Annotated in this window: 22 protein-coding genes, 2 tRNA genes and 1 riboswitch; of the genes, 14 read left to right on the forward strand and 10 right to left on the reverse strand. The window is 69.1% G+C overall.

Annotated features, from left to right (window positions below; translation table 11 throughout):
- Positions 1-15: 15 nt before the first annotated feature.
- The 6 genes from AC0IZJ_RS23325 to hrcA all read right to left on the reverse strand — a co-directional run bounded on the left by AC0IZJ_RS23325 (position 16) and on the right by hrcA (position 6,534).
- Positions 16-1,344, reverse strand: a complete 1,329-nt coding sequence (locus AC0IZJ_RS23325) for an HlyD family type I secretion periplasmic adaptor subunit (RefSeq protein WP_471853962.1) — start codon at positions 1,342-1,344, stop codon at positions 16-18.
- Positions 1,341-2,000 (reverse strand): hypothetical protein, encoded by a 660-nt coding sequence (locus tag AC0IZJ_RS23330; RefSeq protein WP_471853963.1) that lies wholly within the window; start codon positions 1,998-2,000, stop codon positions 1,341-1,343. Before AC0IZJ_RS23330 ends, AC0IZJ_RS23325 begins: the two co-directional genes overlap by 4 nt.
- A gap of 4 nt (positions 2,001-2,004) precedes the next feature.
- Positions 2,005-3,393 (reverse strand): TolC family protein, encoded by a 1,389-nt coding sequence (locus tag AC0IZJ_RS23335; protein WP_471853964.1) that lies wholly within the window; start codon positions 3,391-3,393, stop codon positions 2,005-2,007.
- 12 nt (positions 3,394-3,405) lie between these two features.
- A complete protein-coding gene (locus AC0IZJ_RS23340; RefSeq protein WP_471853965.1) occupies positions 3,406-5,124 on the reverse strand; it encodes a peptidase domain-containing ABC transporter in 1,719 nt (572 codons plus the stop codon).
- Positions 5,125-5,397: 273 nt separating this feature from the next.
- Positions 5,398-5,474 (reverse strand) — tRNA-Ile (locus tag AC0IZJ_RS23345).
- A 52-nt stretch (positions 5,475-5,526) separates the two neighbouring features.
- Positions 5,527-6,534, reverse strand: a complete 1,008-nt coding sequence (hrcA, locus tag AC0IZJ_RS23350) for a heat-inducible transcriptional repressor HrcA (RefSeq protein ID WP_471853966.1) — start codon at positions 6,532-6,534, stop codon at positions 5,527-5,529.
- 67 nt (positions 6,535-6,601) lie between these two features.
- On the opposite strand from hrcA, the gene AC0IZJ_RS23355 reads away from it, so the two are divergent.
- Genes AC0IZJ_RS23355 through rapZ form a run of 3 tightly spaced genes read left to right on the forward strand, consistent with a single transcriptional unit; the run spans position 6,602 to position 10,064 of the window.
- A complete protein-coding gene (locus AC0IZJ_RS23355; protein WP_471853967.1) occupies positions 6,602-7,468 on the forward strand; it encodes an NAD kinase in 867 nt (288 codons plus the stop codon).
- Positions 7,468-9,153: a DNA repair protein RecN gene (recN, locus tag AC0IZJ_RS23360; RefSeq protein WP_471853968.1), complete on the forward strand. Its 1,686-nt coding sequence runs from the start codon at positions 7,468-7,470 to the stop codon at positions 9,151-9,153. Before AC0IZJ_RS23355 ends, recN begins: the two co-directional genes overlap by 1 nt.
- Positions 9,150-10,064 (forward strand): RNase adapter RapZ, encoded by a 915-nt coding sequence (rapZ, locus tag AC0IZJ_RS23365; RefSeq protein WP_471853969.1) that lies wholly within the window; start codon positions 9,150-9,152, stop codon positions 10,062-10,064. The genes recN and rapZ overlap by 4 nt, the downstream gene beginning before the upstream one ends.
- Positions 10,065-10,178: 114 nt before the next feature.
- Here the strand turns inward: rapZ and AC0IZJ_RS23370 are convergent, their stop codons facing one another.
- Positions 10,179-11,093 carry a hypothetical protein gene (locus AC0IZJ_RS23370; RefSeq protein WP_471853970.1) on the reverse strand — a complete coding sequence of 305 codons (915 nt, stop codon included), beginning with the start codon at positions 11,091-11,093 and terminating at the stop codon, positions 10,179-10,181.
- Between the two features lie 159 nt (positions 11,094-11,252).
- On the opposite strand from AC0IZJ_RS23370, the gene AC0IZJ_RS23375 reads away from it, so the two are divergent.
- Genes AC0IZJ_RS23375 through AC0IZJ_RS23385 form a run of 3 tightly spaced genes read left to right on the forward strand, consistent with a single transcriptional unit; the run spans position 11,253 to position 14,514 of the window.
- Positions 11,253-11,645, forward strand: a complete 393-nt coding sequence (locus AC0IZJ_RS23375) for a BlaI/MecI/CopY family transcriptional regulator (RefSeq protein ID WP_471853971.1) — start codon at positions 11,253-11,255, stop codon at positions 11,643-11,645.
- Entirely contained in the window at positions 11,642-13,390 is a 1,749-nt protein-coding gene (locus AC0IZJ_RS23380; protein WP_471853972.1) for a M56 family metallopeptidase, read from the forward strand. The genes AC0IZJ_RS23375 and AC0IZJ_RS23380 overlap by 4 nt, the downstream gene beginning before the upstream one ends.
- The gene (locus tag AC0IZJ_RS23385; protein WP_471853973.1) at positions 13,390-14,514 is read left to right on the forward strand and encodes an FAD-dependent oxidoreductase; all 1,125 of its coding nucleotides are present in this window, start codon (positions 13,390-13,392) and stop codon (positions 14,512-14,514) included. The genes AC0IZJ_RS23380 and AC0IZJ_RS23385 overlap by 1 nt, the downstream gene beginning before the upstream one ends.
- Before the next feature lie 54 nt (positions 14,515-14,568).
- Here AC0IZJ_RS23385 and AC0IZJ_RS23390 read toward each other — a convergent pair whose 3' ends face one another.
- Genes AC0IZJ_RS23390 through mutM form a run of 3 tightly spaced genes read right to left on the reverse strand, consistent with a single transcriptional unit; the run spans position 14,569 to position 16,703 of the window.
- Complete coding sequence (locus tag AC0IZJ_RS23390) at positions 14,569-14,871, reverse strand: hypothetical protein (RefSeq protein WP_471853974.1); 303 nt, start codon at positions 14,869-14,871, stop codon at positions 14,569-14,571.
- A complete protein-coding gene (mutY, locus tag AC0IZJ_RS23395) occupies positions 14,872-15,900 on the reverse strand; it encodes an A/G-specific adenine glycosylase (RefSeq protein WP_471853975.1) in 1,029 nt (342 codons plus the stop codon).
- Positions 15,885-16,703 (reverse strand): bifunctional DNA-formamidopyrimidine glycosylase/DNA-(apurinic or apyrimidinic site) lyase, encoded by an 819-nt coding sequence (gene mutM / locus AC0IZJ_RS23400; RefSeq protein WP_471853976.1) that lies wholly within the window; start codon positions 16,701-16,703, stop codon positions 15,885-15,887. Before mutM ends, mutY begins: the two co-directional genes overlap by 16 nt.
- Positions 16,704-16,743: 40 nt before the next feature.
- Between mutM and AC0IZJ_RS23405 the strand changes: the two genes are divergently transcribed.
- From AC0IZJ_RS23405 to AC0IZJ_RS23440, 8 genes are all read left to right on the forward strand, one after another.
- Positions 16,744-18,471, forward strand: a complete 1,728-nt coding sequence (locus AC0IZJ_RS23405) for a tetratricopeptide repeat protein (RefSeq protein ID WP_471853977.1) — start codon at positions 16,744-16,746, stop codon at positions 18,469-18,471.
- The gene (locus tag AC0IZJ_RS23410) at positions 18,468-18,992 is read left to right on the forward strand and encodes an outer membrane lipoprotein LolB (protein ID WP_471853978.1); all 525 of its coding nucleotides are present in this window, start codon (positions 18,468-18,470) and stop codon (positions 18,990-18,992) included. Before AC0IZJ_RS23405 ends, AC0IZJ_RS23410 begins: the two co-directional genes overlap by 4 nt.
- On the forward strand, positions 18,976-19,866 hold the full coding sequence (gene ispE / locus AC0IZJ_RS23415) for a 4-(cytidine 5'-diphospho)-2-C-methyl-D-erythritol kinase (RefSeq protein ID WP_471854043.1): 891 nt from the start codon (positions 18,976-18,978) through the stop codon (positions 19,864-19,866). Before AC0IZJ_RS23410 ends, ispE begins: the two co-directional genes overlap by 17 nt.
- Before the next feature lie 38 nt (positions 19,867-19,904).
- A tRNA-Gln gene (locus AC0IZJ_RS23420) sits at positions 19,905-19,981 on the forward strand.
- Between the two features lie 77 nt (positions 19,982-20,058).
- Positions 20,059-21,021 (forward strand): ribose-phosphate pyrophosphokinase, encoded by a 963-nt coding sequence (locus AC0IZJ_RS23425; RefSeq protein ID WP_457422544.1) that lies wholly within the window; start codon positions 20,059-20,061, stop codon positions 21,019-21,021.
- An 80-nt stretch (positions 21,022-21,101) separates the two neighbouring features.
- A complete protein-coding gene (locus AC0IZJ_RS23430) occupies positions 21,102-21,722 on the forward strand; it encodes a 50S ribosomal protein L25/general stress protein Ctc (RefSeq protein WP_471853979.1) in 621 nt (206 codons plus the stop codon).
- Between the two features lie 81 nt (positions 21,723-21,803).
- On the forward strand, positions 21,804-22,436 hold the full coding sequence (gene pth / locus AC0IZJ_RS23435; RefSeq protein WP_471853980.1) for an aminoacyl-tRNA hydrolase: 633 nt from the start codon (positions 21,804-21,806) through the stop codon (positions 22,434-22,436).
- A complete protein-coding gene (locus tag AC0IZJ_RS23440) occupies positions 22,433-22,846 on the forward strand; it encodes a hypothetical protein (protein WP_471853981.1) in 414 nt (137 codons plus the stop codon). Before pth ends, AC0IZJ_RS23440 begins: the two co-directional genes overlap by 4 nt.
- Positions 22,842-23,075: riboswitch (cobalamin riboswitch) on the forward strand. It overlaps the preceding gene by 5 nt.
- Positions 23,076-23,126: the final 51 nt, after the last annotated feature.

Genomic DNA, 23,126 nt, shown 5'->3' on the forward strand with positions numbered 1-23,126 from the left:
TCGGTTCCCTTGGATTCATTTGCGGTCGCGGAGGGCCGTATCAGCCATGCCGCGAATTGGCGACAGCAGGTATTGCAGGACGGTGCGGCGGCCGGTCACGACGTCGGCGCTGACGCTCATGCCCGGGCCCAGCGGCTGCGCAAAGCGCTTGGCGCTGGCCGGGTCCACCGCCGACACGACGCGGAAGTAGCGTTCACCGCGCTCGTCGACGAGGCTGTCGGCGCTGATCTCGGTGACGCGCGCTTCCAGCGTGCCGTAGGCCGTGTAGTCGAAGGCCGCCACCTTGACCCGCGTGGGCAGGCCGACGCGCAGCGTGCCGCGCTCGGCGGGTGAGGCGCGCGTCTCCACCACCAGCGCGTCGTCCTGCGGCGTCAGCTCCAGCAGCGTCTCGCCGGGCTTCACCACGCCGCCCACCGTGTTGCTGGCCAGCTTGTTGACGATGCCGGCCACGGGGGCCGTCAGCACGGTGCGGCGCACGCGGTCGTTCTCGGTCTTGATGTCTTCCTCCAGCCGGCGCAGCTCCACGCGCGCGTCGCTTAGCGCGGTGCGCGCTTCGCTGTGGAACTGGGCGACCACCTCCGCCTTGCGGGCCGAAAGTTCGGCAGCGGCGGCGGCCAGGCGCGGCAGCGAGGCCTCGCTCTCGGCGATCTGCGTCGTCAGCCGCTCGACCCGGCCGCGCGCATCGAGCAGTTCGCTCTGCGAACCGGCATTGCGGTTGACCATGTTCTGCACCAGGCTCAGCTGCGATCGCGCCACGTCCAGCTCCGCGCGCAGGCCCTTGCCGCGCGCGGCGGCCTCGGCGGCCTCCTGGCGGCGCTGCGTGGCCTGCTCGTCCAGCACGCGGGTGGTCTGCGCCAGCTTGGCGGTGCGGGCGGCGAAGGACTCGGACTCGGCGCGCACGGCCGGGTCGTTGGCTGCCGCCCCCGCCGGCGGCAGGAAGCGCGGCGCGCCACTGGCCTCGGCCTCCAGCCGGGCGACGCGGGCCGCCATGCCTGTCAGCCGCGCACCCTTCTCGGCGCGAGAGGAATTGGCCTGCAGGTCCGACACGGCCACCAGCGGCTGGCCAGCGGTCACCGTGTCGCCCTCGTGCACGAAGACCTTGGACAGGATGCCGCCTTCCAGATGCTGCACCAGCTGCTGCTTGCCCGAGGGCACGATGCGGCCCTGCGTGTGCACGACGAGGTCGACGTTGGCGAGCGCTGTCCACAGCAGCAGCGCGGCAATGACGGCCGTCGTCGCGTAGATCAGCGCACGCGGGCGGCGCAGGCGGCGGGTCTGGCCGAGCGTGTTGTCGAAGTACCCGAGCAGCAGGTCGACCGGCACGTCACGTGTCACCGTCGTCATGGCTTCTCTCCCAGCCGCACGGCAACGGCCGCCTGCGGCGCGCTGGCGTTCATGTCGATGCGCGTGACGATGCGGTCGCCCGCGATGCCCTGGCCCAGCAGCTCGTTGCGCACGGCCATCGCGCGGATGAAGGCGGCGCGCTGGTTCTCGCTGAGGTGGATTTCGGGGCCGATGGCAACGACCTCCAGCCGCAACGTGGGTGATTCGGTGAGGCGCTGCTTCAACGGCGCGAGCGCGTCGCCCAGCGCCTTGGCGGCTGCGGCATCGACCGTCAAGGCGCCCGGCGCAAAGTCCAGCTGCAGGTAGTGCTCCGCCGGCTTGACCTTGGCGCTCGCTGCACTCGCGGCGAGCGCGGCCTCGTTGCCGGCCACGGCGATGCGTGTGCGCTGCGGCGCCTTCGTGTCGACGAGGGGGGCACCGGTCACGGGCCGCTCCTTCTCAGCGGCCGGCGCGATGACAACCTGCCGCGCCTTGCCCAGTTCGGCCTGCTGCTCGGCAATCTTGGCCGCCATGCGCTTGGCCAGCATCTGCGCCGAGAAGCTCAATGCGATCGCCAGCACGACGATGACGAACACCATCGCGATGACCACATTGGTCAGCGCATCCACGAAGCCTGGCCAGAAATCCCCACCGCCGCCTTTGCCGCCGCCTGACATCGGATTACCTCGCGATGACCGTGCGCAGCGCGCCGGTCAAATGCGCAATGCGCCACTCGTTTTGCGCGGCGCTCACGACGACCTGGACGATGTCCAGGCGGCTCTGGTGCAGGCGCTGGTAGGCGTCCAGCACGTCCAGCAGCTGGCGGTTGCCGCCGGTGAGCTGGGCGCGGAAGGCGTCGACCACCTTGCGGTTGGCGTCCAGCTCGTCGCGCACGGAGGCGAAGCGCTCGGTCGCCGCGCCGAGGTTGGCATAGCTGGTCTCCAGGTCTTGCACGACGCGGCGGCGCACGCCCTCGCCGCGCGCCTCCAGCTCGCTGCGGCGCGCTTCGGCAGCCTTCATGCGCGAGTAGTCGGCGCCGCCGTTGAGCAGCGGCAGCGTCATGACGACCATGGCCTTGCTGTCGCGCTGCTGGGCCTCGCTGCCGGCGGCGTTGCGGGTCTGGGAATGCGTCAGCTCCAGCGCCACGCGCGGAATGAAGGCCGCGCGATTGCCCTTGCGCTCGGACTCGGCCGCCTGCTGCTCCAGCCGTGATGCCAGGATCTCTGCATTGGCGCCGTCGGCCTCGGTCAGCGCAGCTTCGGCATCGCTGGGTAGATAAAGGTCCATCGGCGCGTCCAGCGCCAGGCCGAACGGCGTCACCGACGACAGGCGCTGAAAGTTGCGCAGCGCCGCCGCCAGCGCCGCACGCGAGTCGGCCAGCCCGGAGCGCACATTGGCCACGCGAGCGGTGATGCGTTCGCGCTCGGCGGGGCTGGCGCCACCAGCGGCCACGCGGTCGCTGATGTAGCGCAACAGCTCGTTCAGTTCCTTCTCGTAGCCCTGGCCCAGCTCCACGCCCACGCGCTGCTGCAACACGGCGAACCAGGCGCTGCCGGTGTCGAGCAGTGTCTGCGACTCGACACCGGCCTGCTGGATCTCGGCCGACGCGGCGAGCAATTCCTGGCGCGTCCACTCGTGGCGCGCCGTTTCGTCCACCAGTGCCTGGCTGAGCACGGCGGAGTTGTCGCTGCGCAGCAGGGTGTCCTTGCGGTCCGGCGTCTCCAGATGACCACGGCCGACGGAGAAGCGCGTCTCCAGCTTGGGCAGCAGCGCGCCGCGCGCGGCCTTGCGGGTGTAGTCGAAGCTCAGCGCCCGGTAGCGCGCGGCGGCCACCTCGGGACTGTTCTGCCAGGCCAGCTGCAGCGCATCACTCAGCGACAGCGCCGGGCCGCTGCCGGTCAGCGGCAGCACGGGCGGCATGCCGAGCAGCCGCTGCAGGCTGGCGACGCGGGGCTTGGCCGTTTCAACGGCCGAGGCCGCCGCAGCGGGCGGTTCGGCCTGGGCAGCGGCCCATGTGGGCGCCATGCAGAACAGCAACAGGCTGCTCAGGCGACGCAAGGAGAAAGGCATGGATCGCATTCCTTAGGCGGACGTCGTGCGTGGCGCGGGCGTGCGCGGTGTCACGGCGCCTGGGGCCAGCAGGCGCTGCGGCGGTGCGTCGGCCACGAGGCGGCCCCGCTCCAGCACCAGCACGCGGTCGCAGATCTGGATCAGCTCGGCGCTGTGCGTGGCGACGACGACGCAGCGGCCGTCGCGCCAGCCGGGCAGCGCTGCGAGAAAACCTTCCTGGGCCTGTCGGTCCAGGCCGAGGGTGGGCTCGTCCAGCAGCACCAGGTCCGACCGCTGGTGCAGCACGCGCGCCAGCGCCAGCATCTGCCGCTGGCCGCCCGACAGACCGGCGCCGTTGGAGCCCAATTCGGTGTTCAGACCCAGCTCGCCACGGTCCAGCTGCGGGCCCAGGCCGGCGACGCGCAACGTGCGCAGCAGTTCAGCCTCGCGGCTGCCGGCTTCGCCGGGCGCCACCACGTCCTGCAGCGCCCCGGCCAGGAAGCCCGGCTCCTGCGGCTTGTAGGCCACGGCGCCGGCCAGCCAGCGGCGGGTCAGGTCGTCCTGCACGACACGGCCACCCAGCGCGTACTGGCCCGAGGTCGGCACGACATGGCCCGCCAGCAGCTTCAGCAGCGTTGACTTGCCGGCGCCCGAGCTGCCGACGACGGCAATCAGCTCGCCCGGCTTCAAGGTCACGTTCAGGTCGGCCAGCACGGGCGGGCGGTCCGGGTAGGCAAAGCCGACGCCGCTCAGTCGCACACCCTCGGCCGCAGCAGCCCCGAGCGGGCCGCCCAGCTCGCGATCGGGCAGCGTCGCCGCATCCAGTGCCACGGTCTGGCCCATGTCGCGCAGCGCGCGCATGAACTCCTGCCATCGCAACACCACGGGCGCAAACAGGCAGATCGAGCTGACCAGGCGCCCGCCCAGCATGGTCGTAGAGATCAGCCCGCCGACGCTGAGCGCCTGGGCTTCGATGCGGTAGACGCCGGCCACCAGCGTCAGCACGGTGCAGGCCGACATGCCCACCGGCAGCAGTTGCTGGCTGACCTGCTGCCACACCCGCGCCCGCGCTGCGGCCCGCGCGGCGATGGCCGAGGGCTCGCGCAGGCCGCGCTCTGCCACGCGGGCGGCGGCGACGGACATGAGGCTTTCGCGCGCCATCAACACGTCTACCAGCCACGACAGCTTGGTGCTGGACGCCTGCGTCGCCACCCGCGACCGGCGTGCGGCCGCGGCCTGCAGCACGCCGCCGATGATCAACAGCAGAGCGCCAAAGCCGAGTGGAATCAGCACCAGCGGACCGGCGATGAGAGCCAGCACGATGGCGAAGATGAGCGCGAACGGCACGTCGGCCAATGGCAAGAGGAACTGGGCGGACAGCACGTCCCGCGTGGACCCGAGTTCGCGGTAGCGCGACATCAGCGTGCCCACCGCCAGCGGCTTGGATGCCGGGGCGGCCAGCACGCCGCGCAGCAGGCGCTCGTCCAGATGCATGTCCCAGCGCGCGCCGGCATGCTCCACCAGCATCACGCGCGAAAAGCGCAGCACCAGCTCCAGCGCGAACAGCAAGGCCATTCCCAGCGCCAGCGCCCACAGCGTCTCGTGCAGTTCGTTGCCGACGGCCTTGTCGTAGACCAGCATCGAGAACAGCGGCAGTGTCAACACGAAGGCGTTGACCAGCAGGCTCGCCAGCCCCAGATCGAGCAGGTGCCGACGGTTCGCGCGGAGAAACAGCAGGATCGATTCACGCATGCGTCGGTAGCGACTCGTACCTCACGCTGGCGAAATATGGACCAGGCGGGATGAAAGGAAGGGGCTTATCGGATATCCAATAAATGATAGCCAGCGATAAAAGCTCACCATCGACGGGAATACCCGCCAAAACCCTTGCAGTTGCCAACTTGTAGGAGGGCGGGCGGCCTGTTACGCATGCGGAAAACCGACTTTCGTGCAGCAGCCCGGGGCTCTTGCCGGGTACTGCCAACAGGCTGCATCACGCAGGCTGCAAATACCAAACGGAGAGTTTGGTAGGCCGTGTTGGACTTGAACCAACGACCAAAGGATTATGAGTCCTCTGCTCTGACCAACTGAGCTAACGGCCCCTGGGAAATCTCCCGGAAGGCGCGGATTCTATTCGTCGCCTGAACGACCCAATCAGCGTTGCGAGAGTGCCTGCCCGACCATGCGCGACGTGATGTCGACGATCTGGATCATGCGGTCGTAGGCCATGCGCGTGGGGCCGATGACGCCCAGCGTACCGACCACCTGGCCGTCCACCTCGTAAGGCGCCGACACGATGGACAGCTCCTCGTAGGGCACGACCTTGCTCTCGCCGCCGATGTAGATGCGCACGCCCTCCGCGCGGCTGGACGTGTCCAGCAGGCGCATCAGCTGCGTCTTCTCCTCGAAGAGGTCAAAGAGGCGGCGCAGCGACCCCATGTCGTGGCTGAAGTCCTGCACGGTCAGCAGGTTGCGCTCGCCGGAGACGACGACCTGCTCGTCCTGCTGCTCCATAGCCTCGGTGCCTACCTTGACCGCCGCGCTCATCAGCTGGGCGATCTCGCCGCGCAGCTCGTCCACCTCGCCGCGCAGGCGCTCGCGCACGCCCTCCAGCGTGAGGCCCGCGTAGCCGGCGTTCAGGCGGTTGCTGGCTTCGGCGAGTTCGCTTTGGCTGAGATCCTGTGCGGTGAAGATGACGCGGTTCTGCACGTCGCCGTCGGGCGAGACGAGGATGACGAGGACGCGGCGCTCGCCCAGGCGCAGGAACTCGATGTGGTGAAAGACGCTCGGCTTCTTGGGCGATGTGACCACGCCGACGAAGCTGGACAGGTTGGACAGCATCTGCGCCGCGCTGGCGATGACGCGCTGGGGCTGGTCGGGCTGAAGACGGGTCGTCTCCACGCCGATCAGGCTGGGCTGGGCCGTCAGCATCGTGTCTACAAAGAGCCTGTAGCCGCGCGGCGTGGGGATGCGGCCGGCGCTGGTGTGCGGGCTGGCGATGAGACCGAGTTCTTCCAGGTCGGCCATCACATTGCGGATGGTCGCGGCGCTGAGCTCGAGGCCGGAGGCCTTGGACAGCGTGCGCGAACCCACGGGTTGACCGTCCGCGATATAGCGTTCGACCAGGGTTTTCAGCAGGGATTTGGATCGCTCGTCGAGCATGCTTCCATTCTATGGACACCCCTTTTCCCCGGTGAAGAGGCGATACCCCTGTGGTGTAATTTGTCGCATGGCCGAGCGCTTCAGACATGTCGCCATCGTGGGCAAGCATCAAGCGCCGGGCATCAGGCCGGTGCTGGAGGAGATTGCCCAATTCTTGTGCAGCCTCGGGCTCGACGTCTCGCTTGAAGCGGAGACGGCGCTCAACACCGGGCTGACCGACTACGACGCCCTCTCCAACGATGAACTCGGCAGGGCCTGCGACCTGGCGGTCGTCGTCGGCGGCGACGGCACCATGCTCGGCTTTGCCCGCGAGATGGCGCGCTACGGCGTGCCGCTGCTGGGCATCAACCAGGGGCGGCTGGGCTTCATCACCGACATCCCCATCGAGCGCTGGCGCGAGTCCCTGGCGCCCGTGCTGGCCGGCGACTACGAGGTGGAATCGCGCGCGATGCTGGAAGGCGCGGTGCTGCGCGACGGCGAGTCCATCTTCTCGGGCCTGGCGCTCAACGACGTCGTCGTCAGCCGCGGCGGCACGGCGGGCATGGTGGAACTGAAGGTCTCGGTTGGCGACCAGTTCGTCGCCAACATGCGCGCCGACGGCCTCATCGTCGCCTCGCCCACCGGCTCCACGGCCTACGCGCTGTCGGCCGGCGGCCCTCTCATGCACCCGAGCATCGCCGGCTGGCTGCTGGTGCCGATTGCGCCGCACACGCTGTCCAACCGGCCCATCGTGCTGCCTGACCTGGGCGAGGTCAGCCTCGAAATCCTGGCCGGCCGCGACGCGTCGGTGAATTTCGACATGCAGAGCCTCGCCAGCCTGCTGCACGGCGACCGCATCACCGTGCGGCGCAGTGAGCACCAGGTCCGCTTCCTGCACCCCAAGGGCTGGAGCTATTACGCGACGCTGCGTCGCAAACTCCGCTGGTATCTCTGATGCTGCGACATCTCAGTCTCAAGGACTTCGTCATCGTCCCCACGCTGGAGCTCGACTTCGAGCCCGGCTTTGCCGTGCTGACCGGCGAGACCGGCGCAGGCAAGTCCATCCTCATCGACGCGCTGCAGCTGGCCCTTGGCGGCCGGGGTGAGGCCGGCGTCGTGCGCGAGGGCGCAGCCAAGGCCGAGATCACGGCGGAGTTCGACGCACCGGCGCATCTGCGCGGCTGGCTTGACGAAGCGGGCTTCGATGCCGACGACACGCTGCTGCTGCGTCGCGTCATCGACGCCGGCGGGAAGAGCCGCGCCTGGATCAACGGCGGCGCGGCCACGCTGACGCAGCTGCGCGAGCTGGCCGACCATCTGCTCGACATCCACGGCCAGCATGCCTGGCAAGGCCTGACCCGCCCGGCCGCCGTGCGCGAGCTGCTCGACGGCTTTGCCGGCCTGGACACCGCGCCGCTGGCCCGCGCTTACGCCGCATGGAAGCAGGCCGCCGAGGCGCTGCAGAAGGCGCAGAGCCTGCAGGCCGACGCCCAGCGCGAACGCGATCGCCTGGCCTGGCAGATCGGCGAGCTTGACGGCCTGGCGCCGGCCGAAGGCGAGTGGGACGAGCTGAACGCCGAACACCAGCGCTTGTCGCACGGCCAGTCGCTGCTCGACGCGGCGCGCTCGGCGCTGGACGCGCTGGACGACGCCGAGCCCAGCGCCCAGTCCCTGGCCAGCGGCGCGCTGGATCAGCTGGAGCGCGTGCTCGACCACGACGCCCGCCTGCTGCCCGCCGTGCAGGCGCTGCGTGACGTGCAGGCGCAGCTGCAGGACGCCAGCCACACACTGGCCGGCTATCTGCACAAGACCGACCTCGACCCCGCCCGCCTCGGCGAGCTGGACGAGCGCGTTTCCGCCTGGATGACGCTGGCGCGCCGCTACCGTCGCCAGCCGCAGGAGCTGCCTGCGCTGCTCGCGCAATGGCGCGATGAGCTTGGCGCGCTGAACGCCGCCAGCGACCCCGCCCAGCTGGAAGCCGCCCTGGCCAGCGCGCGCAAGTCCTTCGATGCCGAGGCCCAGGCTGCCAGCCGCGCCCGCAGGAAGGCCGCGCCCCAGCTCGCATCGGCCGTCACCGCCGCGATGCAGCAGCTCGGCATGGCCGGCGGCCAGTTCGACATCACGCTGCTAGCGGCTACGGAGCCGCAGAGCTATGGCGCCGAGTCCGCCGAATTCCTGGTTGCCGGCCACGCCGGCAGCACGCCGCGGCCGCTGGCCAAGGTGGCGTCGGGCGGCGAGCTGTCGCGCATCGCGCTGGCCATTTCCGTCACGGCCAGCCAGGCGGCCGATGGCAACGCGCCGGGCACGCTGATCTTTGACGAGATCGACGTCGGCATCGGGGGCGCCGTGGCTGAGACCGTCGGCCGGCTGATGAAGCAGCTGGGGCGCGAAAGGCAGGTGCTGGCCGTGACCCATCTGCCCCAGGTGGCCGCCTGCGCAGACCGTCATCTGGTCGTCGCCAAGAGCTTGCAGGATGGCGCCACCGCGAGCCGCGTCACGCCGGTGGCCGGCGAAGCGCGCGTCGCCGAAATCGCCCGCATGCTGGGCGGCGAGCGGCTGTCGTCCACCAGCCTCGCCCATGCGCAGGAGATGCTGGCCGCCTCCACCTCCGCAACCAAAGCGAAGAAAGCCCGGTCATGAGCCTGGAACACGAGCTGCAAGGCGACGTCGTGCTGCTGACCGGCATGTCCGGCGGCGGCAAGTCCGTCGCCATGCATGCGCTGGAGGACGCCGGCTATTTCTGCGTCGACAACCTGCCGGCCGAGCTGCTGCTGGACTTCCTCAAGCTCGAGCAACAGCGCGGCGAGCGCCGTGTCGCCATTGCCGTGGACGTGCGCTCGGCGGGCTCCCTGCCGCTGATGCTGCCGCTGCTCAAGGAGCTGCGCGCGAGCGGCGTGCAGGTGCGTTCCATCTTCCTGGACGCGAGCGACGAGGCGCTGATGCGCCGCTTCTCCGAAACGCGCCGGCCCCACCCGTTGCGCCAGGGCCGGGACACCGGCTTCGGCACGTTGGACGATGCCGCCGAAGACAGCCACCGCCTGCTGCTCGACGCCATTCAGCTGGAGCGGGAACTGATGAGCGGGCTCAAGGCCGAGTCCACAGTCATCGACACCAGCCAACTGCGCGCAGCCCAGCTGCGTGCCTGGCTTGGCGACCTCGTCGGCCCCGACGCCAGTAGCACGCTGACACTGGTGTTCGAGAGCTTTGCCTTCAAGCACGGCGTGCCCAGCGACGCGGATTTCGTCTTCGACGTGCGCGTGCTGCCCAACCCCTATTACGACCGCGAGCTGCGGCCGCTCACGGGCCGCGACGCGCCGGTGGCGGCCTATCTCGCGGCCCAGCCCGAGGTGGGTTTGATGATGGGCCAGATCGCCGGCTTCCTGTCGCGCTGGCTGCCCAACTTCGCGGCCGACCAGCGCAGCTACCTCACCATCGCCATCGGCTGCACGGGCGGCCAGCACCGCTCGGTCTATCTCGTCGAGATGCTCGCCCGGCAGTTCGGCCACCACGGCCATGTGCTGAAGCGCCACCGCGAACTAGACGCGCGCTGACACTCAAAACACCGGTATTTGGGGCCGAGCGCCCTGCGGCGCGCAAGCATGGCCGTGCCCTCGGGGGACCGGCCAGCTTTGCTCATGTTCAGCGAGCAAGGCTGGACGCGGGGCTCACCGGTAAGCTGGTGGAGGCTTCATCCAGTAAGCCAGATTCGCCTCGACATCGCGTTCCGAACCTGGGGCGAGGTTGGGGTTGTGCAGGTGCAGGACCCGGCGCTTGTGGAACGCGGCACGAGCCACCGACCGCCCATGGTGGCGCCACAGATGCGCATCGAAGCTGCCATCCGCCCTCATCGCCAGCAGGCCCTTTTCGATACGGGCGGCCAGCCCCGCCTGGCTCGGCGCGAAATAGTAGTAGTACGGATAGGGATAGACCAGGAGCAGGCTTGGATCGACAGCCAGCCGCGGCATGGCGACATGACGCGCCTCGTACTCGTCGAACACCTCGCCGACGCCGCGCGGGAACAGGTCGAACCGGCCGGCCAGCAGCATGCGGAACAGGTTCTCGTAGCCGGACACCGTGTGGACCTTCAAGCCGCTGGCCTGAAAGACTTCGACATCCGGCCAAGCCAGGCCTTGCCCGAGGGTGAAGCGCCGCAGCCCCTCCAGGTCGGTGACCTTGGCAAGGTCGGGCAGCCGCCGCGCGTCGGCCAGCGCCACGCGCATGCCGAGCAGGCCGCGCCGGGCGTCGAAGAGCACGGGCAGAGCGCGCGTCCTGCGCTGTGCAGACGGGGTCGCCCAGGTCACGTGCAGCAGCCCACGGTCCGCATTCAGTTCGGCGAACTGACGCAACTCGGTCAGGTTGTCCTGCGAGGGCTCGAGCCGGACGCGGCCATGGTTGGCCTCGGTGCGGCGCAACGCAGCATCCAGCAGGTTGATGAGGTCCTGAGAGCGGGTGTCCAGCGGTGACTGGGGCGCGGGGTAACGCACCACCGTTTCCGCGGCGGCCTGCGCAGTCTGCACGCAAGCCCCGCCCATCAGGCCCGCGAGGCCCAGTTCAAGGCAGTGCCGGCGGCTGACGATCATGCGCCTCAGTTTGGCATGGCCGGCGCACTGGCCAGCGTCGCTTTGTCACGGTCATCACGGTCGTTACGACTGCGTCGCGGCAGCCTCCCCACGGAGTGCTCCGCCAATTCAGAACAATAGTTCTAGACATCGTGTTCTAGAACTTCTATGCTGCGACACATGAGCAAATCAACCCCTCCCGCCGCCCGCCCCACGGCGGCCGAGCTGGACCTGCTGCAGGTGCTGTGGCGCCTTGGCCCAGCCGACGCCAAGGCCGTGCACGAGGCCCTGCTGCCCGACCGCCCCGATGCCACCTATGCCACCGTGCTGCGCCAGCTCCAGGTGATGCACGGCAAGGGCCTGCTGACCCGCGACGAAAGCCAGCGCCCGCAGCTCTACGCGCCCGTGCATGCGCAGGACAAGCTGCAGCAGTCCCTCGTCAGGGACTTCATCGCCAAGGCCTTTGCCGGCTCTGGCAAGGCGCTGGTGCTGGCGGCCTTGAAGAACCATGTCAGCGCCAAGGAGCGCGCTGAAATCCGCCAGTTGCTGGCCAAGAACGGAGATCAATCTTGAGCCTCAGCCTTGACCTCGCCATGAATGCCTGGGGCTGGGCCCTGGTGAACTTCGTCTGGCAGGGCGCCGTCATCGGCGCCGGGGCCGCGCTGCTGCTGGCCCTGCTGCGCGGCGCTTCGGCGCGCTGGCGCTATGCCGTCTGCGCGGCCGGCCTGGGCCTGTGCCTGGCACTGCCGCTGGCGCAATGCCTGGACCTGACGCCGGCCGATGTCGAGTTGACAACCGAACTGCCGCCACTGGCCCAAGAGATGCCGGCACTCGTCACCGCCTGGGCGCTGGGCACGGCGCTGATGATGGGCCGGCTTGCGCTGGGCCTGGCCTGGGTGGGCCGGGCACGCAGGCGCAGCACGCCGGCGCCACTTGAGTGGCAGGCGCGGCTGGACGCCCTCGCCCGCCGACTGGGCCTGAAGCGCAAGGTCAGCCTGCGCCTGCTGCCCGAGCTGGCCGGGCCCATCGCGCTGGGCGCCCTGAAGCCCTGCGTGCTGCTGCCCGCCGCACTGCTGAGCCGCCTGCCGGTCGACCTGCTCGAAGCGCTCCTGGCCCACGAGCTGGCGCACGTGCGGCGCTGGGACTACGTCGCCAACCTGCTGCAAAGCGCGGTCGAGGCGCTGCTCTTCTTCCATCCGGTCGTCTGGTGGCTGTCAGCTCGCATGCGCGCGGAGCGTGAGCTGGTCGCAGATGAGGTCTCGGCCGCGCTGCTCGGCCCACATGACGGCGGGCGTCGGCTGGCTCTGGCCTTGCACGCGCTCAGCGAACTCGCCCCGCAGCACACGCCCGCCGTGGCCCTGGCCGCGCGCGGCGGCGACCTGCTGCAGCGCATCCAGCGCCTGCTCGCCCCCCGCCCTCAAGCCACGGGCTGGAAGCTGGCCCTGCCAGCGCTGCTGATTGCCGCGACCAGCTTCGTCGTTCAGGCCAAGGGCCGTGAACCGCCCGAACCGCCCGCGCAGGCCGCGCCCATCGCGGCTGCGGCAGCCACCAAGGAGATCCCGCCGGCCCAGCAACTGCGCCTGCCGGTCAACGCCAAGCATGTCCTCGTCGTCGATGACGAGACCGGCAAGGTGCTGATGTCTCGAGACGCCGATGCCGTCGTGCCCATCGCATCGCTGACCAAGCTGCTGACGGCCATGGTGGTGCTGGACGCCAAGCTGGACCCGAGCGAGAAGCTGCGCATCACCGATGACGACGTCGACACGCTCAAGCACAGCCGCTCGCGGGTGCGCGTCGGCACGCAGATGTCGCGCCAGTCGGCGCTGGAAATGGCGTTGATGGCGTCCGAGAACCGCGCGGCTTCGGCGCTCGCCCGCACCTTCCCCGGCGGCGACGTCGGCTTTGTGAAGGCTATGAAAGCGAAGATCCGCGCGCTGGGCCTGAGCCGTACCGTCATCACCGACCCGACCGGCCTGTCGCCTGGCAACACTTCGACGGCCACCGAGATGGCGGCCATCACGGCGGCGGCCGCTCGTTACCGGGAGATTGAGCGCATCACCAGCGTCAAGAAGGCCAAGGTGCCGGTGGACGGCCGGCAACGCGAGATCCGCAACACCAACCGGCTCGTCGGCGCCAAGGGCTGGAACATCCGCGTCTCCAAGACCGGCTACACCGAGGAGGCCGGCCGCTGCCTGGCCATGCGCATGATGAACGGCAGGCGGCCGATCACCGTCGTACTGCTGGACGCGGACGGCTCGGCCAACCGGTTGCGCGACGCGGCACTCATCCGCAAATCTCTCGGCCGAAAGGCGAACTGATGCAGCGACGCCATCTCATGGCCGTCGGCGGCGCGGCCCTTGCGCTGCCTGCTCGCGCCCTCGACTTCGCTCCGCCACGCGCACCGGCCGCGATGCGCATCAGCTTGGACCGCATCATCGACATCGCCGTCGGCATCCGCCCTTTTCGCGCGCAGGGGCCGCGCATCGAAGCGGAGCGGCTGTTCGGCAAAGCACTCATTCACCACTACGGCCACGGCGGCAGCGGCTGGTCGCTGAGCTGGGGCTCGGCGCAGCGCGCGCTGGCGCTGATCCAGGCCCACACGCGGCCGGGCGAACGCATCGCCGTGATCGGCGCCGGCGCCATCGGCCTGACCACGGCACGCACCGCGCAGCAGGCCGGCTTCAAGGTGCGGCTCTACGCCAAGGACCGCCCGCCACGCGTGCACTCCTCGGCCGCCACGGGCCTGTGGACGCCCGACTCACGCATCATCACGAGCGAGCACGCCAACCCAGCATGGCGGGCCGATTGGGACGCCATGGCGCGGGCATCGTTCAAGGTGCACCAGAGCTATCTCGGTCTGCCCTTGGGGCCGGTGGAGTGGCACGACGGCTACCTCGTATCCGACAACGGGTTCGACACGCCACTGCCGAGCTACGCGGTCGAGCCCGACTACCCCGACCTCGCCGACCGCATCGCCGACCTGCGCCCACGCGGCAAGGCGCTGGATGCAGGCGAGCACCCGTTCCAAAGCGCCCAGGCGCGCCGCTTCACACAGCTGGTCTTCAACATCCCGGCCTACCAGCGCCTGCTGCTGGACGACTTCACGCGCGATGGCGGCGAACTTCTGCAACGCGAGTTCCGGCAGCCGCGTGACCTTGCCCGCCTGCCCGAACGTGTACTCGTCAACTGCACGGGCGACGGCGCGCGCTTGCTGCTGGGCGACACCAGCCTGACGCCCGTGCGCGGCCAGACGGCGCGGCTCATTCCCCAGCCCGAGGTGGACTACGCGGTGATCTACCGCGGCCACAACGTCGTCGCCCTGCCGCGCCGCGACGGCCTGCTCATCGCCGCCATGGGCGAGCACGACTTCGGCAGCGCCGACCTGGCGCCCGACCGCGCTCACTCCGAAGACGCCGTGCGGCGCCTCGCAGCGTTGTTCTAGAAGGCTTCCTGTCGCTCTCACCGGCGCTCGGCGCTCGGGCAGCGGCCCGCCCGGTCAGCTTTCGGAAGTCTCCGCCTCGCTCAGCAACAAGGCCAGCAACACGGCAGTGCCCACCGGCATGAAAACGACCACCGCGACGAACCAGGGTGCGAACGGGCGCCCCGTGCGCCGCACCAGCTGCATCATGAAGACGCAATGCATGGCCCCTGCCACCAGCAGGCCCAGCCCCATGACGGCGAGCTGGGCCGCCGGCGGATCGGGCTCATTCGCACCGCTGATGAGCTGCCACAGGCACAGGCCCGCCACCAGCAGCGTGATCACCGCGTACTCGATGCCGCTCTTGATGTCAGATTTCATTCAGCTCTCCTGGATCAGTTTCTTCAGCGGCGCCGGCAGCGCGTAATTGCCGAGTTTCTCCCGGGTTACCCAGGTACCGCCGTCCGTCATGCCTGCGGTCACTCCATGCACCTCGGCTCGCAGCGTATGCAGCACCCAGTCGAAGTGGGTCAGCGCGTGCTGGATGCGCGGCAGCGTCGCCAGTTCGCTGCCGGGCAGCGCCGCGCGAGCACTCGCCTCGTCGTCGAACATGGGCAATGTCCACAGCCCCGCCCAGACGCCGGTGGCTGGCCGCTGGTGCAGCAAGACCTGGCCCCCGGGCGCTTCTACCCACAGCCACCAGTTCTCGCGCCGGCCGCGCTTGAGCTTGCGCGTCTTGACGGGGTAGCGCGTCGGGTCGCCTTGCTGCTGGCCACGGCACATGGGCTGCACGGGGCAGAGCAGGCAGTCCGGCGAACGGGCACTGCAGACGGTCGCGCCCAGGTCCATCAGGCCCTGGGTGTAGCGGTCAACGTCCTGCTCGGGCAGCAGCTCGGTGGCGCGGTCCCACAGCTTCTTTTCGGCGCTGATGCTGGCCAGATCGCCGTCGAAGGCCAGTACGCGGCCGAGCACGCGCTTCACATTGCCGTCCAGGATGGCGACGCGCTCGCCGTAGCAGAAGGCTGCAATCGCCGCGGCGGTGGAGCGGCCTATGCCGGGCAAGGTCTGCAGGCCGGCCGCCGTGCCGGGGAACTCGCCGCCATGCAGCTCGGCCACCGCTCGCGCGCAGGCGTAGAGGTTGCGCGCACGGCTGTAGTAGCCCAGGCCCGCCCACTGCGCCAGCACCTCGTCCAGCGTCGCGGCCGCCAGGTCTGTGACCTTGGGCCAGCGCGTGAGAAAACGCTCGTAATAGCCCAGCACCGTCGCAACCTGGGTCTGCTGCAGCATCACCTCGGACAGCCAGACGCGGTACGGGTCACGCGTGTTCTGCCAGGGCAGCGTGTGGCGGCCGTGGCGGCGCTGCCAGGCGACGACGGTCTTGCCGAAATCGGCGATCAGCGCTTCTGGCATGAAGGGCAGAAGAAGGTTGAACGCGCGCCCTGCACGATGCGCCTGATGACCGTGCCGCAGCGCCGGCAGGGCTCGCCCTCGCGGCCGTAGACCTGGGCCTGCATCTGGAAGCTGCCCGCCACGCCATGCGCATCGCGGAAGTCGCGCAGCGTCGTGCCGCCGGCCTCCAGCGCCCGGCCCAGCACCGTGCGCACGGCCAACGCGAGCTTGTCCGCGCGCGGCCGGCTCAGCTTGCCAGCGGCCAGGCGCGGATCGATGCCGGCCATGAACAGCGCCTCGCAGGCGTAGATGTTGCCGGCGCCGACGACGATGTCGCCCGCCAGCAGCGCCTGCTTGATGGACACGCGCCGGCCACTCAGCGCCGCATGCAGATGCAGGCCGTCAAAGCGCTCGTCGAAGGGCTCCAGGCCCAGGCCGCCCAGCAGCGTCGCCACCGGCTCGGCGTCCAGCGCCGCGCCCCAGACGACGGCGCCAAACCGGCGCGGGTCGGTCAGGCGCAGCAGGCCGCGGTCGGTGTGCAGGTCGAAATGGTCATGCGCGCCCGGCGCCGGCGTCTTGTCGAGAAAGGCCAGCGAGCCCGACATGCCGAGGTGCATCAGCAGCCCACCGCTGTCTTCCAGCGGCAGCCACAAATATTTACCCCTCCTTTGCACGCTGCCGACCAGGCGGCCGAGCAGGGTTTCAGGGTCCACGCCGATCGGCCAGCGCAGGGGTTTTCCCAGGCGCAGACCGGTCACCCGGGCTCCTTGGATGGCGCCTGCAAAGCTGCGGCGCGTGACTTCGACTTCGGGCAACTCGGGCATGAGGCCGAAATCATAATCAGCGCCTGCTTTCGGAGTTTGAATGCCTCTTTCCGTTCGTCGCGTCGCCTGCGCCGCCGCCCTGCTGCTGAGCCTGCAAGCCCACGCGCAAGAAGGCCCCTCCACGCCGTTCACCAACTCGGCGATGGACGCGCCGCTGTTCTACCAACTGCTGATTGGCGAGCTGGAACTCAACGGCGGCCAGGCCGGCGTCGCTTTCCAGGTGCTGCTGGACGCCGCCCGCCGCACCGGCGACGAGGAGCTGTTCAAGCGCGTCGTCAACATCGCGCTTCAGGCCCGCGCCGGCGACCAGGCCCTGCTGGCTGCGCGGGGCTGGGCCGACGCCGCGCCCAAATCGGTCGAGGCGCACCAGACCATCGTGCAGCTGCTGGCGCTGTTGAACAAGCCGGTCGAAGTGCCCCAGCCGCTGCGCGCCCTGCTGCGCCTGGCACCCGCCGAGCAACGGCCAGGCTTCCTCGCCTCGCTGCCCCGCCTCTTCCAGCGCGCGCCCGATCCCAAGGCCGTGCTCGCGGCCCTGGCCCCTGTGCTGCAGGCGCAGACGGGCGAACTGAAGCCGGCAGCACTCTTCACCGAGGCGCGTCTGGCCATCAATGCTGGCGAGAACGCCCGCGCGCTGGCCCTGACCCGCGAGCTCGGCGCAGCCCTGCCGGAGAGCGACGACGCGATGCAGCTCGCCGTCGAGCTGATGCCGGTCGAGCCTCAGGCGGAAGCCCTCATCACCGAGCGGCTGCGCCTCAAGCCCGACCAGCACGCGCTGCGCCAGGCCTATGGCCGCACGCTGATCAAGGTCCAGCGCCCGGCCGACGCGGTGCGCGAGTTCCGCCTGCTGACCGAAGCGACGCCCGACAACCCCGCCGCGTGGCTGGCCCTGGGCGCCATCGAGCTGGAGCTCAAGCACCTGCCGGCCGCGGAGAGCGCACTCCGCGAAAGCCTCAAGCGCCTGGATACCCCGGCCGCCGGCACCGACGCCGAGATCAAGGCGCGCGCCGATGGCCGTCAGAGCGCCTGGCTGATGCTGTCGCGCGTGGCCGAGCAGAAGGGCGACCTGAAGGCCGCTGAAGCTGCGCTGCTGAAGGTCGACGGCAGCGGCATCGACGTGAAGTTCCGCCGCGCCAGCCTGCTGGCCCGCCAGGGCAAGCTGGCCGAGGGCCGCAAGCTGCTCACGCCCGCCGCCGACGCCAGCGACGCCGATGCCCGTGCTGCCATGCTGGCCGGGGCTCAGCTGCTGCGCGAGCAACGCGACTTTGCCGGCGCCGCTGCCGCGTTGAAGGTGGTGACCGAGCGCTTCCCGGACGACACCGACCTCATCTACGAGCAGGCCATGGCGAGCGAGAAGCTCGGCCGCTTCGACGAGATGGAAGCGCTGTTGCGCAAGGTCATCGACTTGAAGGCGGACCATCACCACGCCTACAACGCGCTGGGCTATTCCTTCGCCGATCGCAATGTGCGCCTGCCCGAGGCCAAGCAGCTCATCGAGCGCGCGCTCAAGCTGGCGCCGGGCGAGTCCTTCATCGTCGACAGCCTGGGCTGGGTCGAGTTCCGCCTGGGCAACCTGCCCGAGGCCGCCAGGCTGCTGCGCCAGGCCTATGCCGGCCAGCCAGATGCCGAGATCGCCGCGCACCTCGGCGAAGTGCTCTGGGCCAGCGGCGCCCAGGACGAGGCCCGCAAGGTATTCGGCGAGGCCACACAGCGCGACGCCGACAACGAGGCACTGCGCGAGACGATGGGCCGCTTGAAGGTCAAGCCTTGAAGGTCGCTGCCCTGCTCCTCGCCGTCGTCCTGACGGGCTGCGCGCAGCTGCCGCGCGAACAGGCACCCACGACGGAGGCCCGCCTGAGCGGCCGCATCAGCGTGACGGTGGCCGGGGACGTGCACAACCGCGGCACCGGCGGCGCGGCCAGCTTCGAGCTGTTCGGCGGCCCGCAAGCCGGCCGGCTGGAACTGACCTCGCCGCTCGGTACCCTGGTCGCCCGCGCCAGCTGGCAGCCCGGCCTGGTCGCGCTGCAGACGCCGGACGGCGAGCGCCGTTTCGACGACCTCGACGCGCTGACCCGAGAGATGCTCGGCGAGACCGTGCCCGTCGCCGCGCTGTTCGACTGGCTCAAAGCCCGGCCCTGGCCCGCCGCGCCGCACCAGCAGACGGCCAACGGCTTCGAGCAGTTGGGCTGGCGCATCGAGCCCAGGCTGCCCGCTCTGGTTGCCACACGCCTGGCCACCCCTATCGTCACGCTGCGCGCGAAGCTGGATGGGGGCGATGAAGGCACTCCATGACCTGGCCGCACCGGCCAAGCTGAACCTCTTCCTGCACGTCGTGGGCAAGCGGACTGACGGCTATCACCTGCTGCAATCGGTCTTCGTGCTCATCGACTGGGCTGACACGCTACACGTCGAGCTGCGCGGCGATGGCCGGCTGGCCCGACATGACACGCTGGGCGGGGACCTCCCGGCCGACGACCTCTGCCTGCGCGCCGCGCGCCTGCTGCAGGCTGAGACCGGCTGCACGCTGGGCGCCGACTTCCACCTCGAAAAGCGTCTGCCCGCCGGCGCCGGCATGGGCGGCGGTTCGTCCGACGCGGCGACCACGCTGCTCGCGCTGAACCGGCTTTGGGACCTGCGCCTGCCGCTGCAACGGCTGCTCGAACTCGGCTTGAAGCTCGGCGCCGACGTGCCGTTCTTCCTCGGCGGCGGCCCCGCCTTCGTCGAGGGCATAGGCGAAATCCTTCACCCGCTGACCCTGCCCGAGCAGCGCTTCGCCGTGCTCAAGGGCCCGGCAGGCCTGGCGACCAAGGACATCTTTTCAAGCTCTCTCTTGGCAAGGAGCGAAAACCTGGCTATAGTCGCGGGCTTTCCCGCCCTGGCTGGAACTGCAGAGAACTTAATCAACGGCTTCGGTCAAAACGACCTTCAGCCCGCGGCAGAAGCGATCAGCAGTGACGTCCGAGAGGCCCTTGCGTTGATGTCGAAGCAATTCGGCAACGCCCGGATGACGGGCTCAGGCGCTGCGGTTTTCTCAGTGTTGGGGGACGGGAAAGAAGGCAATGACGACCAGTCCCTGGCGACATTACTTCAGGCGCAACCTGAAGGGTGGACCGGTCGAATCTGCCGCAGCTTGGCTCAACACCCGCTCACGGGCTGGGCCGACTGAAAGGTTATAGGGTGCAGCAGCTCTGCTGTGTCCTGTGTAGGGGAGTCGCCAAGTTGGTCAAGGCATCGGATTTTGATTCCGACATGCGAGGGTTCGAGTCCTTCCTCCCCTGCCAAATTTTCCGGAATTGGTTTTCTGTAATTCGCTGAACCGGCTTGCGCTTCAGCGAGCCACTGACACCAGAGGCTCCCAGTGCTGCTCAACACGGTTCTATTCACCGGCAACGCGAATCCGGTCCTCTCCCAGGAAATCGCCACCCACCTCGGCCTCGAACTCGGCAAGGCGGTGGTCGGTCGTTTCTCGGATGGTGAGGTGGCCGTCGAGATCCAGCAGAACGTGCGTGCCCGTGACGTGTTCGTCATCCAGCCCACCTGCGCGCCGACGAACGAGAACCTGATGGAGCTGCTGATCATGGCTGATGCCCTGAAGCGCTCCAGTGCCCGCCGCATCACCGCCGTCATCCCCTACTACGGCTACGCCCGCCAGGACCGCCGCCCGCGCTCCACGCGCGTGCCGATCTCGGCCAAGGTCGTCGCCAACTGCCTCGAGACCGTGGGCGTCGAGCGCGTGCTGACGATGGACCTGCACGCCGACCAGATCCAGGGCTTCTTCGATATCCCGGTCGACAACATCTACGCCTCGCCCGTGCTGCTGTCGGACCTGAAGAGCCGCAACTACAGCAACCTGGTGGTCGTTTCACCCGACGTCGGCGGCGTGGTGCGTGCCCGCGCGCTGGCCAAGCAACTCGGCTGCGACCTCGCCATCATCGACAAGCGCCGCCCGGCCGCCAACGTCTCCGAAGTGATGCACGTCATCGGCGACATCGACGGCCGCAACTGCGTGATCATGGACGACATGATCGACACCGCCGGCACGCTGGTGAAGGCTGCCGAGGTGCTGAAGGCGCGCGGTGCCAAGAGCGTCTTTGCCTACTGCACCCACCCCATCCTGTCGGGCCCGGCCATCGAGCGCATCGCCGGCTCGCAGCTGGACGAAGTCGTCATCACCAACACCATTCCGCTGACCGACGCGGCCAAGGCCTGCAAGAAGATCCGCCAGCTGTCGGTGGCCTTCCTGTTCGCCGAGACCATCCGCCGAATCTCTGATGGCGAATCCGTCACATCCCTCTTCTCGGAACAGAACAACAACTTCTGATCCGGAATCCGCCGCAGCCGCAAGGCTGCAATCCCAACGGCGCCTGGTCGCGGGTGCCGTTTCTCTTTTTGGAGAAAACCATGAAGTTCGTCGCTTTTGAGCGCAATCTGCAGGGGACCGGAGCGAGCCGCCGCCTGCGCGTGGCCGGCAAAGTGCCCGGTATCGTCTATGGCGCCGGTGAGCCTGCACTGATCGAACTCGATCACAACGCGCTCTATCACGCCCTCAAGAAGGAAGCCTTCCACAGCTCCCTGCTGGACATGGAGCTGAACGGCGCCGTGACCCAGGTCTTGCTGCGTGACTTCCAGGTGCATCCGTACAAGCCGCAAGTCCTGCACTGCGACTTCCAACGCGTGGACGCCACGACCAAGATCACGAAGAAGGTGCCCCTGCACTTCGTCGGTGAAGAGACGTCCGTTGCGGTCAAGACCGACAAGTGCACGGTCAACCACGTCATCACCGAGCTGGAAATCGCCTGCCTGGCGCAGCAACTGCCCGAGTTCATCGAGGTGGACCTGTCCGGCCTGACGCAAGGTCACTCGCTGCACGTCAACGACATCAAGCTGCCCGCCGGCATCAAGGTCGTCACGCACGGCAAGCCGAACCCGGTCGTCGCAACGCCGATCGCCCCGGCCGCTGAAGAAGTCATCGTCGTCGCCGCTCCGGTCGCTGACGACGGCAAGAAGAAGAAGAAGAAGTAATTTCTTCCCGGCTGATCTGCCAACTGGAAAGGGTCCTTGCGGACCCTTTTCTCTTTTCTGGCCCCTGGATAATCCGCGTCCATGATTCGCTTGCTTGTCGGCCTGGGCAACCCGGGCGCCGAATATGAAGACACCCGCCACAACGCCGGCTTCTGGTGGATAGACGGCCTGGCCCGCGGCCTCAAGGCCAGCCTGTTGCCCGACAAGGCCTATCACGGGCTCGTCGCGCGAGTGAACGGTGCGCCGGGCGCGAGCGGGCCGATCTGGCTGCTGGAACCCATGACCTACATGAACCTCTCCGGCAAGTCGGTCGCGCCGCTGGCCCGCTTCTTCAAGATCGCACCGGAGGAGATCCTCGCCGTCCACGACGAGCTGGACCTGCCGCCGGGCGAGATGAAGTTCAAGAAGGGCGGCGGCAACGGCGGCCACAACGGCCTGAAGGACATGCAGGCCCAGCTCGGCAGCGGCGACTTCTGGCGCCTGCGGCTGGGCATCGGCCACCCCGGCCACAAGGACGAGGTGGCCGGCTATGTGCTGCGCCGGCCGCCGCTGGCCGAGCGCCAGGCGGTGGAGGACTGCATCGAGAAGAGCTACGGCGCCGTCGAACTGATGTTGCGCGGCGAGATGGACAAGGCCTTGGCGAAAATTCACGCCAAACCGCCGCGGCCCAAGCCCCCCAAACCGCAGCCGGCGGTAGACACTCCGGCCTCATGAAGCCCCTGCTGCTGGCCCTCATCCTCTGCGTCGCGCTGCCTGCGCTCGCGCAGACGCAGGTCCGGCGCACGCAGGTCTACCGCTGCGGCCCCGACGGCCGCGACCTGCGCGATTCGCCCTGCCCTGGCGGCACGGCGGCCAGCAGCGTCGACTACGACGAGCCCAGCACCGCAGACAGCCGCGCCGCGCGTGACCGCCACATGGCCGACGCCAAACGTGCCGCCGCGATGGCCGCGGCGCGGCGCGCCAGCGAGGCGGAGGGGCGCCACACGCGCGCCACGCTCATCGGCCTGCAGCCGGCCGTGGCAGCCGCCCAGCCGGCCAGCTCGCCCCAGGTCACCACCCTGAAGCCGCCGAAGACGGCCAAGCCGCGCAAGCCCTCCACCAGCGCCAACAACGGCTCTCGCTAGAATCCGCGCCGTTGGTGCTCGCGCCCGGCTTCACGGCGGCTGCAGTTCAACGGGAATCAGGAGGGGGAATCACGACGTGGCGAACCTAACCTGAGCTGTCCCCGCAACGGTAAGTGGACGAGGCCTCGCGCCTCACTGTCCGACCGAAAAGCCACTGGCGCGCAAGCGCTGGGAAGGCGTCGGACAGATGTCTGCCAGCCCGGATACCGGCCAACGACGGGGCTTTCGTGCGTTCAGCCGGAAGCCGTTTTCAGCCTTGCTGCGGGGGTCAGCACGGCTG

It is taken from the genome of Roseateles sp. AC306, from assembly GCF_979253795.1.